This window comes from Bradyrhizobium sp. SEMIA (assembly GCF_014844175.1).
In the GTDB taxonomy this organism is placed as follows: Bacteria; Pseudomonadota; Alphaproteobacteria; order Rhizobiales; family Xanthobacteraceae; genus Bradyrhizobium; species Bradyrhizobium arachidis.
The window spans coordinates 9,178,746-9,190,885 of record NZ_CP046601.1 but is presented as its reverse complement, the minus strand read 5'-3'; the positions used below and the strand labels follow the sequence as shown (position 1 = coordinate 9,190,885).

The following is a 12,140-nucleotide window of genomic DNA, read 5'->3' as shown; positions in this document are numbered from 1 at the left end:
ATGGAGAGCAGGAGAGCGATATAGTCATGAAGCAACTCCGGATCGGCGACGTCGCGATCGATGCGGTGATCGAGCGGGAAGGGCCGTGGCGGCGGCCGCAGGATTTTTTCCCGGCCTATGAAGAGGGCGTGTTCGCCCGGCATCTGCCGACGATGGAGCCGGAGGTGTTCGACGCCGCGCGCGGCATGATGGTGATCACCTATCAGACCTTTGTGGTGCGCACGCCGCGCTACACCATCCTAGTCGATACCTGCACCGGCGAGGACAAGGGCCATCCGCCGCCATTCGACTTCCCCGGCAAGGAGCGTTGGCGCAACGAATTGTTCGCGCTCGGGATCGGCTTCGAGCAGATCGACTACGTGTTCTGCACGCATCTGCACATCGACCACACCGGCTGGAACACGACCTTGCGCGACGGCCGCTGGGTGCCGACGTTTCCGAACGCGACATACGTCTTCCACAAGGGCGAGTATGCGGCCTGGGAGGCCGAGCATGCCAAGGGCAATAATCCGCCGGGCACCGTGTTTCGCGACAATTGCCTGCCGATTGTCGAGGCCGGGCAGGCGCTCCTGGTCGACGACGACTACGCGCTCGACGACACCGTCACGCTGACGCCGACGCCGGGGCATTCGCCCTGCCATTGCTGCGTGAACATCTTTTCGAGAGGTCAGCGCGCGGTGGTCGCGGGCGATCTCATGCATCACCAGATCCAATGCCGCGAGCCGGACTGGTCGGCGAAGCCGGATTGGGATCCAAAACAGTCGGCGGTGTCGCGGCGGACGTTCTTCGCCTCCGTCGCGGACACGGACACGCTGATCCTGCCGGTGCATTTCCCGGCGCCGACGGTGGGGCTGATCAAGCCGTTCGGAGCCGCGTTCGATTATCGGTTCAGGCGGGAGTGATCGCCGTCATGGCCGGGCCTGTCCCGGCCATCCACGGCCTTTGCTACACGGAAACAAGAACGTGGATGCCCGGACATCTAGCGCGAAGACGCGCTTCTGCCCGGGCATGACGAGTTCGTGGAGCGACCGCGCGTCGGACGATCTAATACGTGAAGAACATCCGCTGAATTTCCTTGGTGTCGGTCGTCTTGGTCAGCGCCAGCATCAGCAGGATCCGCGCCTTCTGCGGATTGAGCGTATCAGAGACGACGAAGTCGTGTTCGTCGTCCTTGGCTTCCCCGTTGCGCGCGACGATGCCGTTGCCGACACGGCTGCTTCTGACGATCACGACCCCCTTCTTGCGGGCCTCATCGAGAGCCGGCTCGACCGCGGGCCGGGCAAGACTGCCGTCACCCACGCCGGCATGCACGATGCCCTTGGCCCCGGCGGCGACGAAGGCGTCGACCGCGACGCGGTTCATGTTGGCGTAGCCGTAGACGATATCGACTTGCGGCAGGGCATCGAGGTTGGAGATGTCGAATTCGGAGTCCGCGGTGTGCCGGCGCGTCGATTGGCGATAGAAATACGGCTTGTTGCCCTGCATGTAGCCGAGAAAGCCGAGTTCCGGGGTGCGAAAGGTGTCGGCCGTCGAGGTGTTGTTCTTGGTGACGTCGCGCGCCGCGTTGATCTGATCGTTGAGAGCAACGAGCACGCCCTTGCCGACGGCCTCGTCACTGCCTGCGAGGATCACCGCGTTGAAGAGGTTGATCGGCCCGTCGGCGCTGATCGCCGTCGACGGCCGCATTGCGCCGACGATGACGACGGGCTTCCTGCTCTTGACGACCAGGTTCAGGAAATAGCTGGTCTCCTCGATCGTATCGGTGCCGTGCGTGATCACGATCCCGTCCACGTCATCCTGCGCGAGGAGCGTGTTGACGCGCTTTGCAAGCTTGAGCCAGTAGTCATTGTTCATGTTCTCGCTGGCGATCTGGAAGACCTGCTCGCCCTTGACGTTAGCCACCGTTTTCAGTTCGGGGACGGCGTTCAGGAGGGTCTCTATGCCCACCGTGGCTGCGGTGTAGCCGACCACGGTGGTGCTGCTCGCGCCGCTGCCGGCGATCGTACCGCCGGTGGCCAGAACCATGACGTTGGGCAGACCGGGGCCCCTCGCGTTCGCAGCTTCAAGACTAATGAGCAGCGCGAACAGCAAGCTCACTGTCGCCATGATCTGATGACGCACTCGAAGTTGCCACATCTTGACGTCCCTTTCCTGGAAACCTTCGTCGATGCGCCCCGTTTCGCTCAGCACTGCATGATCCGTCAGCCGGAGCTTTCTGTCTAGGGTTGTAGTATCGCCGGATGAGTTGGCTGGCTGGAGTGCGCGGCGCCCGCGTTGTGGCGGCGACGATTCTCCCCACCCTCTATCTCCATTCGGAAACCAGAACGCGAATGCCCGGGCCTTCGCCTCGCCGAAGAGGCTTCGGCCTCGCAGGCGGGACAAGCCCGGGCATCGAGTTCGTGGCACGAGCGATTGCTCGCTAAAGCGGCAGTAAGTTCAGAGAAGCCGCAGCTCCGCGGGCGCTACGCGCTGACTTCGCACTTCTTCATGAAGCTGCTCTTGGCGGCGCCGGCGAGCGGCTTGCCATCGGCGCTGACGGCCTTGGGCGCGCAGGCGTCCGCCTTGCACTTCTTCAGGAACGAGGTCTTGGCGGCGCCGGCCAGCGGCTTGCCGTCCTTGCCGACGGCCTTGCTCTCGCAGGTGTCGTCCGCGAAGGCCGAGCCTGCTGCAAAGGTGGCAACGATCGCTGCGAGGAAAATCCGCTTCATCATGGGTGTCTCCCTAAACCAGAAATGGCATGCGGATTGGAGCCGCGAATCGTGGCGCAATCAAGCAGGATCGCGCGCCACATGCTCAATCGCAGCTGTTGCCATTCATCTGCGGTTCAGATTCCGCGCGCGAGCAACGCCTTGAAATCGGCCCGTGCGCGCTGCGCCTCGGCGCGTGCCGCCTCGGAAGCATCACCGAGGCCGAAATAGCCGTGGATCAGGCCGGGGCCCTCATGCTGCCTCACCGGCACGCCGGCACCTTCCAGCGCCCGCGCATAGGCGGCGCCTTCGTCACGCAGCGGATCGAACCAGGCGGTGGTCACGACCGCCGGCGCGAGATCTTTGAGCGAGGTGGCGCGGAGCGGGGAGACGCGCCAATCGGCGGCGTGAGCGGAATCGGCAAGGTAGTGGCCGCAAAACCATTGCATCGTGGCACGCGTGAGGAAGTAGCCATCGGCATTTTCCGCGCGTGAGGGAAAGCGCGCGTTCTCGCTGACGTCGGCATAGAGGCCGACCGTATCGGTCACGGGATAGACCAGCAGCTGCGCAGCAAGCCTGATGCCGGCATCGCGGCAGGCGATCGCGGTGGTGGCCGCGAGATTGCCGCCGGCGCTGTCGCCGGCAACGCCGAAGCGCTTGGCATCGCCGCCAAATTCCGCGACGCGGCCAAACACGTCGCTGACCGCTGCGAAGGCGTCCTCGAAGGCGCCGGGAAAGCGGGTTTCCGGCGGGCGGCGATAATCGACGGAGACGACGACGGCGCCGGTCTCGATCGCGAGATTGCGCGCCTGGCGGTCATGCGTTTCGAGATCGCCCGCGACCCAGCCGCCGCCATGGAAGAACACCACCGTCGGCGCCGGCGTGGTGCCGACCCGGTAGACACGCGCATCGAGCGGTCCGGCGCCGCCCTTCACCTTGATATCCTGCACGCTGGCGACGGGCGGCGGCGGCACCGCCGCGCGCGAGGCAGCCAGTTCGCGCAAGGAATCGCGAGCGCTCTGTGGCGTCATCGTGGTGGGATCGCGCAGCGGCAGCAGCGGAATGATCTGGGCGATGACGGGATCGAGCGGTGCAGGCATGATGATCCTCATAAGGGTTCTTGGTCTTGCTTGCGCGCTAGCATAGATTTGGCGCGCCGCATCGGCAACCGCAGACGCGTTACGATTGCAATGCGCGCGAACGCAGGGGCAGGGAGGTTCTAGGGTGGAATTCGAGACGCTGATCCAGTCGCGCCGCAGTGTACGCGGTTTCAAGCAGCAGCAGGTAGCCCGTTCTGTGATCGAGGCGATCATCGACAGCGCCAAGCGCGCGCCGTCGTCGATGAACACCCAGCCTTGGCATGTCCACGTGCTGACTGGCGCGCCGCTGGAAGAGGTGCGCCGACGCAACATGGAGGAGATGGTTGGCGGCGCCAAGGTCAAGCGCGACATCGTCAGCCATGGCGAGTACCAGGGCGTGCACCGCACCCGGCAGGTCGACATCGCCAAGAAACTGTTCGGCGCAATGGGCATTGCGCGCGACGACAAGCCGATGCGGCAGGACTGGGTGCTGCGCGGCTTCCGCCAATTCGACGCGCCGGTCTCGCTGGTCCTCACCTATGACCGCGTGCTCGATCCCGGCGCGGTCTGCCATTTCGATCTCGGCGCGCTCTGCTACGGCATCGTGCTCGCGGCCTGGGACCGCGGTCTCGGGTCCGTCATCAACGGGCAGGGCATCATGCGTTCCGACATCGTGCGCGAAGTCGCCAGAATTCCAGAGGACGAGGTCATCATGACCTGCGTGGCGATGGGCTATCCCGACGACAACTTTGCCGCGAACGCGGTGCGCTCGGATCGCGAGCACAACGCGGAGTTCGTGCGCTACGTCGGTTTTGCCGATTAGCACGACGATTCATGGGGAGGAGAATATTCTCTCGCGGAAATTTTTGGTGCGGAGTCGTTACGGCCTCTTGCAATCTCGATCGTGCAGGAGGAACAATATGCGGGCTAAAGGGTTTGTTGCTGGCGCGAGGGAATTGATATGCGGCGGCTGGCTAGCCTGGTTCGGTGGTTCTTCGGTCCGCGAGTGCGGCGCCCGATCGATGAGGATCCAAGTCTTCCCTTCACACCTGAAGAGTTCAGCAGGCTCATACGCAGCGGCAGACGCGAGGACATGAGGCTGCTTGCGGAAGGCCTGGCTTGCCGGTCGATGCCGCAGCGGGCCAAATTCCGGGCCACGCACTAAGGCGCGATGAAGCGTCATCGCGAAGACGAGATCGACGCGCTCATCGCGTGAGCGCGACCTGCTTGAATGAGCTCACCAGCACCTTCTCAAGCTTCCCATTCATCCCGCAGAGAATGTTGTAGGCCTCCGTGCGTGGCATGGTCGGCTTGTAGTGGCGGTGCTCGATCAGCGCCGCAAAGATGTCGGAGATGGTGAGAATACGGACGATGTCGCTGATGTTCTCGGCGCAGAGCGCGTCCGGATAGCCACTGCCGTCGAGATATTCGTGATGATGCCTGACGGCATCGAGGATCTCCGGCGTGATCTTGTCGTGGTTTTTCAGAAAATCGTAGCCGGCGGCAGGATGGGTCTCGATCATGGCGCGCTCTTCCGGATCGAGCCGGCCGGGCTTGTCGAGGATGGCGAGGGGAATCTGGGCCTTGCCGATGTCGTGGAACATCGCCGCCGTGTACAGGCGCTCGAGGTCTGCGGGGCGGACGCCGAGGCTCAAGCCGAAGTCGATGGCGACGCCGGTGACCAGCAGGCAATGCTGGTAGGTTCCCTCGTGGTGGCGACGTACCGTCGTGAGCCATTCGGACAGGCCGTGCTGGGTGATGCGATCGGCGATCTGGCGACCGGCTTCCTTGGTGCCGTCCACGTCGAGCGGCTGGCCAAGCGTGACGGCGGTGAACATCGAGGCGATGGCGGTCGCCGCGGCCTCGACCGCGTTGTCCGGCCCGGCCGGATCATTCGACAAGGCCGAGGCCGGGTCGGCAGAATCGGACAGCGCCGCCAGCAGTCTGGTCCGGGTGACCATCGCCGGAAGCACGAGAGTGGCGCCGAGCGCGTAGGCCTGTGAAATGCCGACGTGAGAGGTGTGCTCGAGCAGGAAGATGCGCTTCTTCGCCTTGGCGAGCTTGCCGGCGCGCTTCTTGATGGCGGCGATATTGTCGACGTCGCGTAGCTCCGCGCGGATGACGATGGCGGACGGCACCTGCGACAGCTTGGCGTCGGCATCGAGCCGTTCACCGGCGACGGTAAATCTCTCTTCGAGGATCGAGCGAATGCCCGACAGTTTGTCGGACGTGTCGGCCAGCACTTGCACGAGAGGGCGCGCGGCCTCCGTTTCCCGGATACCGTCTCGATTGACGGGGTTTTGTATGGTTCGCGCGTTCTGCACGGTCTGACCTGGACGTTACCGCATTTGCTTCAAATCGCTGGATGAATGATTGGGTTACTTGCTCTGGGCCGCGCTCTCGGCCTTCGCCTTCTGCTTCCTCTTGCCATCTGCGGTGATGAAGTGAACGCCGGCCGTGGTGCCGTCGATCCAGATCAGCTCGCAGCGCCGGTAAGCCAATCCGGTCGACGACAGCAGCATGAAGAACTCCTTGGCCTGGAGCACGTCGAGCGTACCTTCGACCTCGACCTTTGCGCCGGTTTGCGACACGTCGAGCAGGACGCAGCTGCGTCGCCACGTACCGTCCGAGCCCATCAGGTTGACGGGTTGCTTGTGATCCATCCTTACGCGAGCCGCCTTTCGACCGTCGAACTTCATTGGCTTTCCCCCATTGTCGCGCCGCGATTTCACCGACCGTTCGCTTTGGCGCTTGCCGCAATTTCTCCCCAGCGCACCGTCCATTGGCTGGTCGACAGAAGCAGTGTCTCGTAGATGTGGTGTGCGCGCTCGCGCTCGGCGAAGGAGAGCCGCGTACCGCTTCGGTTGCTCAGGATCGCAAGCGTAGTCGCCCAGTTCAGCCGCGACGCCCGGCAGGCCATCACCAGGCCCTCGCAATCGCCGTCGGCCATGATGCGCTCGACGACCTCGATCGGAGCGCCTGACAGCACCGACAGCGCCGTGAACAGGCTGGCGGTCTCGCCGCGGATCGCGAAGCGGTTCACCGTGGAATCGTTGAGCTTGCCGACGCGGTTGAGCGCGACGATCTCCGGCCGTGCGCCGGCATAGTCGGCCGGGCAGGGTCGCGCCGGCGCGGCTGTTTGGGCGGGCGGCGCGGCGGACGCGTTGGGCTTGGCCGCACGCACCGCGGCTCGGCCCGCCGCCTGCTCATGCATCATGCGCGCTTGCGCATCGCGCGGATTGCGGCCCTGGACATTGGCCCGCTCCTGGACCCGCTCATGCGCGAAGCGCTCGCTTTGCCCGACGCGAGCCCGGTCCGTCGTCACCGCGGCGTTGCGTCTGCCAATGGCGGCGTCGTGGCGTGCAGTCGCGGCGTCGCGCCCGGAGACCGCAGCATCGCTCCTGACATTGCCATTCACATTGCCTCTGGCGTGCACACCCTCACGCCCCAACGCAACCGCGGCATCGCGCGTCGCCGCGCGGCCGATACGAGCGGCACGCGGATCGATCGTCATCTGTGTCGCGAGGCGCTGGTGCGAGGTCCAGTAATTATTCCAGTAGGCGTGGCGGCGATACCAAGGCCGCCCCTCATAATAGCTCGACCAGTACGAGGCCAGCGCGAAGGGAACGACAGGCACGTCGATCTCGTCGACATAATCGGGGAGATAGACGTAGTGGTTGCGATAGAGATATTCGAGATATTGCGATGACACCCAGCCGCGATCATCCGAGAAGCTCACGTCGCACCAGGCATTGCCGCGCAGGCAGCCGTGGATGTTGACGCGGGCGCCTCGGGGATGCGATCGACCAGCGGAAAGCCCGAACCCGGACCGGCGCGCAGGCCGGTCGAGACGGTGACGATGCCCGGCGCGGCCAGCGCGGCCGTCGGGGCGAGCAGCAATGCTGCAACCAAAACGCTTTTAAGTCTCATGGCGTGTTCCTCCTCTCAAGGCCGAACGCGCCATTGAACCGAGCGTTCCGCGGGCGGTCGTCGCATCCGTCGAAAGATCGAGATGCACGCCGCACGCGGTTCAATATTCATTCGCCGTTCATCGGCACAGCGCTGGAAGCGCTGTTTTGCCCTCAGCTCGCTTGCAGCATGAAGCCGCCGAAGTACGACGCAAGCGCAGCAAAATCATCGAGCGGCAGCACCGTCGCGACATACTGGTCCGGCCGCACCACGACCATGCAGCCCGCCTTCCGGTCGATGCCGCGCATGGCGAACACGTCCTGGCCGCTCTTGAGGTCCGGACAGAACATCTTCTCGTAGTCGTACAAGCCGTAACGGCCTTTGCTCGGGAGCAACATCGGCGGCATCGCCTCGATGGCGAGTTCGCGATGATCCTGCTGAAACACCGCGCGCAGATCGATCACGCTGTCGATATCGCCGCTTCTAGGCGTATATCGCCGGATTGGAGATTTCTGGGATTCAGCGAGGAAATTGCACAGCGCGCGAATGGCCGAGCCTGCGGCCGCCGGATCTTCCGCGGGAGAAAACGCGTAGATCCGGAAGCGGCCATCCGCCTGCGCGGCATGGCCGAGATGCACCGGCTTGGCGTCGCCCAGCCGGATCACCGGCGCAGAGTGAAAACGCTTGCCGATAGCGAGGCCTTCGGCGAGATGCTGATGTGACGCCGCGCCGGTGAGGATCGATGGCTTGTAATGCGTTGCGGTGCCTGCGGTGTAGCGACCGTGCCGGACAAAATAGTCCTGCGTCTTGGCCGCATCGGCGCCGCCGGCCTTGGCAGCGGACGCCAAGATCCCCGCCCATTCGCGGTCGAAATCGATCAGCTCCTTGGCGACCGCCTGCCGTTCCGCAGAATAGGAATGCAGCAGGCGTGGCGCACACTGCTTGCGCAGCACGGCCGCGAGCTTCCAGCCGAGATTGAAGGCGTCCTGCATCGAGACGTTCATGCCCTGCCCGGCCTTCGGGCTGTGGGTATGGCAGGCATCGCCGGCGATGAAGATACGCGGCAATTGCGCATTGATCTCGGCCTCCGGCACGTCGTCGAACTTGTCGGTGAGGCGCTGGCCGATCTCGTAGACCGACCACCAGGCGATCTCCTTCACATCCAGCGTATGCGGCTTCAGTATCCGCTGCGCTTTCGCGATCACGTCATCGGCGGTGATGTTGCGGTTGGCGACGCGTTCGCCGACGTCGAGCTTGGCGAGCTCGACATAGAGGCGGGCCATGTAGCCGCCCTCGCGCGGAATGATCAGCAGGCTGCCGTCCTTCGCCGACTGGATCAGCGCCTTGAAGCGGATGTCGGGAAAATCGGTCACCGCCAGCACATCCATCACGCCCCAGGCGTGGTTGGCGGAATCTCCGTGCAACTCGCGGCCGATCGACTTGCGCACCGTGCTGCGCGCGCCGTCGCAGCCGACGACGTAGCGCGCCTTGATCGTTTCCACCTTGCCCTCGTTCGCGGCATCGACGCGTTCGAGGCGCACGGTCACGGCATGATCGCTGAGCCCTGCGGCCGGATCGACCTCGAGATCCAGCAGGCGGCGGCTGTAATGCGGTTCGAGCTTGGCGGGCGACTTGCGCATGACGTCGAGAAAGCCGTCATGGATACGCGCCTGGTTCAAGATGACATGCGGGAATTCGGACAGGCCATCCTCGACATCCTGCACCCGGCCGCTGCGCACGATCTTTTCCGGCGCCTGCTCGTCGGGCTTCCAGAACGTGGTCTCGTTGACCCAATAGGCCTCCTTCAGCACGCGCTCGCTGAAGCCATAGGCGTGGAACATCTCCATGGTGCGGCAGGCGATGCCGTCGGCCTGCCCGACCAGCAACCGGCCCGGCTTCTGCTCGACGATGCAGGTCTTGATGTCAGGGAATTGCGCGAGCTGCGCGGCGAGCGTCAGGCCCGCCGGGCCGCAGCCGACGATGAGCACATCGACCTCTTTAGGCACGGTGCCCGGCGCACCCGAAGCCTGAATGCGCTCGGCGGGATCGGCGATCTCAGGATCACCAGGCTGGAATCCATTGAGATGGAATTGCATGAGCACCTCTCCCGGAAACGTTCTGTTTGGTATTGCTCAGTATGCTGACTATCAGTATGCTTGTCAATAATCACACCCCTCCCTGCTCTTAAGGAGAATTCGGTGAGCGATCCTAGCGACATGCCCGGCCACCTGGCGCGCCGGTTCCAGCAGATCGCGGTGGCGGTATTCCTGGCGGAGGTCGGCGATGTCGGCTTCGACCTCACGCCGGTGCAATACGCCGCGCTCGCGACCATCAAGGCCAATCCGGGGCTCGACCAGGTGACGCTCGCCGGTCTCATCGCCTATGACCGCACCACCATTACCGGCGTGATCGATCGCCTTGTCCAGAAGGGTCTTACCGAGCGCCGCGCCAGTCCGCGCGACCGCCGCGCCCGCGAGCTCGAGATCACCGACGAGGGGCGGCGCACGCTGCGCAAGATCACGCCGGCGGTCGAGTCCGCCCAGCGCATCATGCTGCGCGGCCTCACCGCGAAGGAAGGCGATGAGCTGATGCGGCTGCTGCGCAAGGCCATTGCCGCCGGCAACGAGCTCAGCCGCGCCCCGCTGCGCGAGGTGCAAGTGTAGTCCGGGATTTGGTCCCGCAGTTTTGTCCGTAATTGCCGCAGGCCTGCGAAACCTGGAACTAACCTTCGGCTGCTACCGTCGGAAACATTCGGCGCTTAACGCGCGATTAACTTTGCCGGTTTGGAGCTTGGAATGCGCAGATTGGTCATTTTTGCCGCGACGGTCGCGCTCTCGACCGTTCCTGCGCTCGCGAACGGCCATGGCGGCGATGCCCCTCCTCCGCCGAAGCCCGAGGCGACGAGCGCACCGGCGAAGGTGGTCCTGACCAAGCAGGGTCCCAAGCTGGTCGATCTCAAGGGCATGACGCTCTATTATTACGAGCGCGACACCACCGGGAAGACCTCGAACTGCAACGGCAAGTGCACCGAGAGCTGGGTGCCGCTGTCGGCGACGGCCGACGCCAAGGCCGTCGGCGACTTCACCGTGATCAGCCGCAACGACGGCAGCAAGATGTGGGCCTACCGCTACCGCCCGCTGTACACGTCACCCGCCGACAAGGCGCCGGGCGATGCCAATGGCAACGCCACGACGCTGCAATGGCGCATCGCGCGACCCGACGAATAAGGCACGGTGGCAGAGAGGTCAGCGTGCCCGCGTGCTGACCACTTTCGCGTGCGCGCTGGAATCGACCGAGGCGTAATTGACCTCCGCATTCCAATGCATCACCACATAGAGCGCCATGCCGGCCAGGAGCGATCCGTAAAAGCCGAGTGTCACGATCCGCCACTTGCGGACGACGCGGCGGTCAGTCTCATTCAATGGATAAAAAAATTTCTGCATGATGCCTCCAATGGCAACGAGCCATGGAGGCATAGCGCAACCGCAGCAAAACCGCTGTGAAGCATTTCACTCTCGACGAAGCGCCGATCGCGCCCGCCTTCACGCTTGAGTGAGCGCCGCGACCGCCACGCGCAGAATCCCGCGCCTTACCCGCGCCAGCTGGGCCCCGCCTGGACGCGCGCGTTCTGCCCGGGCGGCAGCACCACCACGGTCGAATTGAGCTTCACGCGGTCGTAGAGATCGATCACGTCCTCATTGCGCATCCGGATGCAGCCGGACGAGATCGCCTGCCCGATATATTCGGGCTGGTTGGTGCCGTGGATGCGATAGAGCGTGTCCTTGTTGCCGGCATAGAGATAGATGCCGCGCGCGCCCAGCGGATTGGCGGGCCCGCCGCGAACGCGCGCCGGATACGGCCCGAGGCGCGCCTGGATCTCTGCGGTCGGGACCCAGTCCGGCCATTCCGCCAGACGCCCGACGCGCGCGACGCCGGAGAAGGCCATGGCTTCCTCGCCGACCGCGACGCCGTAGCGGATCGCCTTGCCGTCGGGCAGCACGTAATAGAGATAGCGCGCGTCGGTATCGACCAGGATCGTGCCCGGCTGCTCCTTGCGCGGATAATCGACGACGTGACGCAGATATTGCTCAGGCACGCTCGCCTGGGCGTAAGGCGTATGTGCGAGCAACTGCCTGTCGCGCGGCGTCATGCTTGCGTCGGTCGACGGCGACAACGTTGCCTGCATGCAGCCGCCGAGCGGCAGCAAGGCAACCACAAACGGAATAATCAGAGATTTTGGCACCACCGGCCCCCCGATAGCAGATAGCAGCAGCGCCCCCAGCAACCCTAGATGCTGCCCAAATCGTGCTGAAAACAAGGCAGACCGGGAACAATTGCCCGTGTTCAATCGAGCGGGTTCCATCACCACAAACGGCGGAAGAGCGCCGCATGATCTCCACCCCCTCGCCTTGCTTTGGTCAAACCCGGCTGGACTCGTGCGTCATGGGACTTGGGAATGGGCTCA

14 protein-coding genes are annotated in these 12,140 nt (G+C 64.3%); 4 read left to right on the top strand and 10 right to left on the bottom strand.

Annotated features, from left to right (window positions below):
- Positions 1-26 precede the first annotated feature (26 nt).
- Positions 27-902, top strand: coding sequence for an MBL fold metallo-hydrolase (locus FOM02_RS44020; protein ID WP_027557705.1), 876 nt, complete (start codon positions 27-29; stop codon positions 900-902).
- 142 nt (positions 903-1,044) lie between these two features.
- Here FOM02_RS44020 and FOM02_RS44015 read toward each other — a convergent pair whose 3' ends face one another.
- The 3 genes from FOM02_RS44015 to FOM02_RS44005 all read right to left on the bottom strand — a co-directional run bounded on the left by FOM02_RS44015 (position 1,045) and on the right by FOM02_RS44005 (position 3,787).
- Positions 1,045-2,382 (bottom strand): type II asparaginase, encoded by a 1,338-nt coding sequence (locus tag FOM02_RS44015; protein ID WP_265441158.1) that lies wholly within the window; start codon positions 2,380-2,382, stop codon positions 1,045-1,047.
- 80 nt (positions 2,383-2,462) lie between these two features.
- Positions 2,463-2,711, bottom strand: coding sequence for a hypothetical protein (locus FOM02_RS44010; protein ID WP_035729798.1), 249 nt, complete (start codon positions 2,709-2,711; stop codon positions 2,463-2,465).
- 113 nt (positions 2,712-2,824) lie between these two features.
- Complete coding sequence (locus FOM02_RS44005) at positions 2,825-3,787, bottom strand: alpha/beta hydrolase (protein WP_027557708.1); 963 nt, start codon at positions 3,785-3,787, stop codon at positions 2,825-2,827.
- 124 nt (positions 3,788-3,911) lie between these two features.
- On the opposite strand from FOM02_RS44005, the gene FOM02_RS44000 reads away from it, so the two are divergent.
- Complete coding sequence (locus FOM02_RS44000) at positions 3,912-4,589, top strand: nitroreductase (RefSeq protein WP_027557709.1); 678 nt, start codon at positions 3,912-3,914, stop codon at positions 4,587-4,589.
- A gap of 382 nt (positions 4,590-4,971) precedes the next feature.
- Here FOM02_RS44000 and FOM02_RS43995 read toward each other — a convergent pair whose 3' ends face one another.
- The 5 genes from FOM02_RS43995 to FOM02_RS43975 all read right to left on the bottom strand — a co-directional run bounded on the left by FOM02_RS43995 (position 4,972) and on the right by FOM02_RS43975 (position 9,771).
- Positions 4,972-6,090, bottom strand: a complete 1,119-nt coding sequence (locus tag FOM02_RS43995; protein ID WP_265441157.1) for an HD-GYP domain-containing protein — start codon at positions 6,088-6,090, stop codon at positions 4,972-4,974.
- 54 nt (positions 6,091-6,144) lie between these two features.
- The gene (locus tag FOM02_RS43990; RefSeq protein ID WP_027557712.1) at positions 6,145-6,465 is read right to left on the bottom strand and encodes a PilZ domain-containing protein; all 321 of its coding nucleotides are present in this window, start codon (positions 6,463-6,465) and stop codon (positions 6,145-6,147) included.
- A gap of 29 nt (positions 6,466-6,494) precedes the next feature.
- On the bottom strand, positions 6,495-7,505 hold the full coding sequence (locus FOM02_RS43985) for a DUF2336 domain-containing protein (protein ID WP_265441156.1): 1,011 nt from the start codon (positions 7,503-7,505) through the stop codon (positions 6,495-6,497).
- On the bottom strand, positions 7,502-7,696 hold the full coding sequence (locus FOM02_RS43980; RefSeq protein ID WP_265441155.1) for a hypothetical protein: 195 nt from the start codon (positions 7,694-7,696) through the stop codon (positions 7,502-7,504). The genes FOM02_RS43985 and FOM02_RS43980 overlap by 4 nt, the downstream gene beginning before the upstream one ends.
- A 152-nt stretch (positions 7,697-7,848) precedes the next feature.
- Positions 7,849-9,771: an FAD-binding monooxygenase gene (locus tag FOM02_RS43975; RefSeq protein ID WP_027557750.1), complete on the bottom strand. Its 1,923-nt coding sequence runs from the start codon at positions 9,769-9,771 to the stop codon at positions 7,849-7,851.
- Between the two features lie 102 nt (positions 9,772-9,873).
- Between FOM02_RS43975 and FOM02_RS43970 the strand changes: the two genes are divergently transcribed.
- A complete protein-coding gene (locus FOM02_RS43970) occupies positions 9,874-10,338 on the top strand; it encodes a MarR family winged helix-turn-helix transcriptional regulator (protein ID WP_027557749.1) in 465 nt (154 codons plus the stop codon).
- 132 nt (positions 10,339-10,470) lie between these two features.
- Complete coding sequence (locus tag FOM02_RS43965; protein ID WP_027557748.1) at positions 10,471-10,902, top strand: hypothetical protein; 432 nt, start codon at positions 10,471-10,473, stop codon at positions 10,900-10,902.
- An 18-nt stretch (positions 10,903-10,920) separates the two neighbouring features.
- Here FOM02_RS43965 and FOM02_RS43960 read toward each other — a convergent pair whose 3' ends face one another.
- Both FOM02_RS43960 and FOM02_RS43955 read right to left on the bottom strand, forming a co-directional pair.
- Positions 10,921-11,118 (bottom strand): hypothetical protein, encoded by a 198-nt coding sequence (locus FOM02_RS43960; protein WP_027557747.1) that lies wholly within the window; start codon positions 11,116-11,118, stop codon positions 10,921-10,923.
- Positions 11,119-11,264: 146 nt separating this feature from the next.
- Positions 11,265-11,861, bottom strand: coding sequence for a L,D-transpeptidase (locus FOM02_RS43955; RefSeq protein ID WP_051395241.1), 597 nt, complete (start codon positions 11,859-11,861; stop codon positions 11,265-11,267).
- Between the last annotated feature and the right edge of the window lie 279 nt (positions 11,862-12,140).

Coding starts and splice junctions, on each gene's coding strand:
- FOM02_RS44020 (WP_027557705.1), top strand. CDS start 27: ATGAAGCAACTCCGGATCGGCGACGTCGCGATCGATGCGGTGATCGAG.
- FOM02_RS44010 (WP_035729798.1), bottom strand. CDS start 2,711: ATGATGAAGCGGATTTTCCTCGCAGCGATCGTTGCCACCTTTGCAGCA.
- FOM02_RS44005 (WP_027557708.1), bottom strand. CDS start 3,787: ATGCCTGCACCGCTCGATCCCGTCATCGCCCAGATCATTCCGCTGCTG.
- FOM02_RS43990 (WP_027557712.1), bottom strand. CDS start 6,465: ATGAAGTTCGACGGTCGAAAGGCGGCTCGCGTAAGGATGGATCACAAG.
- FOM02_RS43980 (WP_265441155.1), bottom strand. CDS start 7,696: ATGAGACTTAAAAGCGTTTTGGTTGCAGCATTGCTGCTCGCCCCGACG.
- FOM02_RS43975 (WP_027557750.1), bottom strand. CDS start 9,771: ATGCAATTCCATCTCAATGGATTCCAGCCTGGTGATCCTGAGATCGCC.
- FOM02_RS43965 (WP_027557748.1), top strand. CDS start 10,471: ATGCGCAGATTGGTCATTTTTGCCGCGACGGTCGCGCTCTCGACCGTT.
- FOM02_RS43960 (WP_027557747.1), bottom strand. CDS start 11,118: ATGCAGAAATTTTTTTATCCATTGAATGAGACTGACCGCCGCGTCGTC.
- FOM02_RS43955 (WP_051395241.1), bottom strand. CDS start 11,861: ATGCAGGCAACGTTGTCGCCGTCGACCGACGCAAGCATGACGCCGCGC.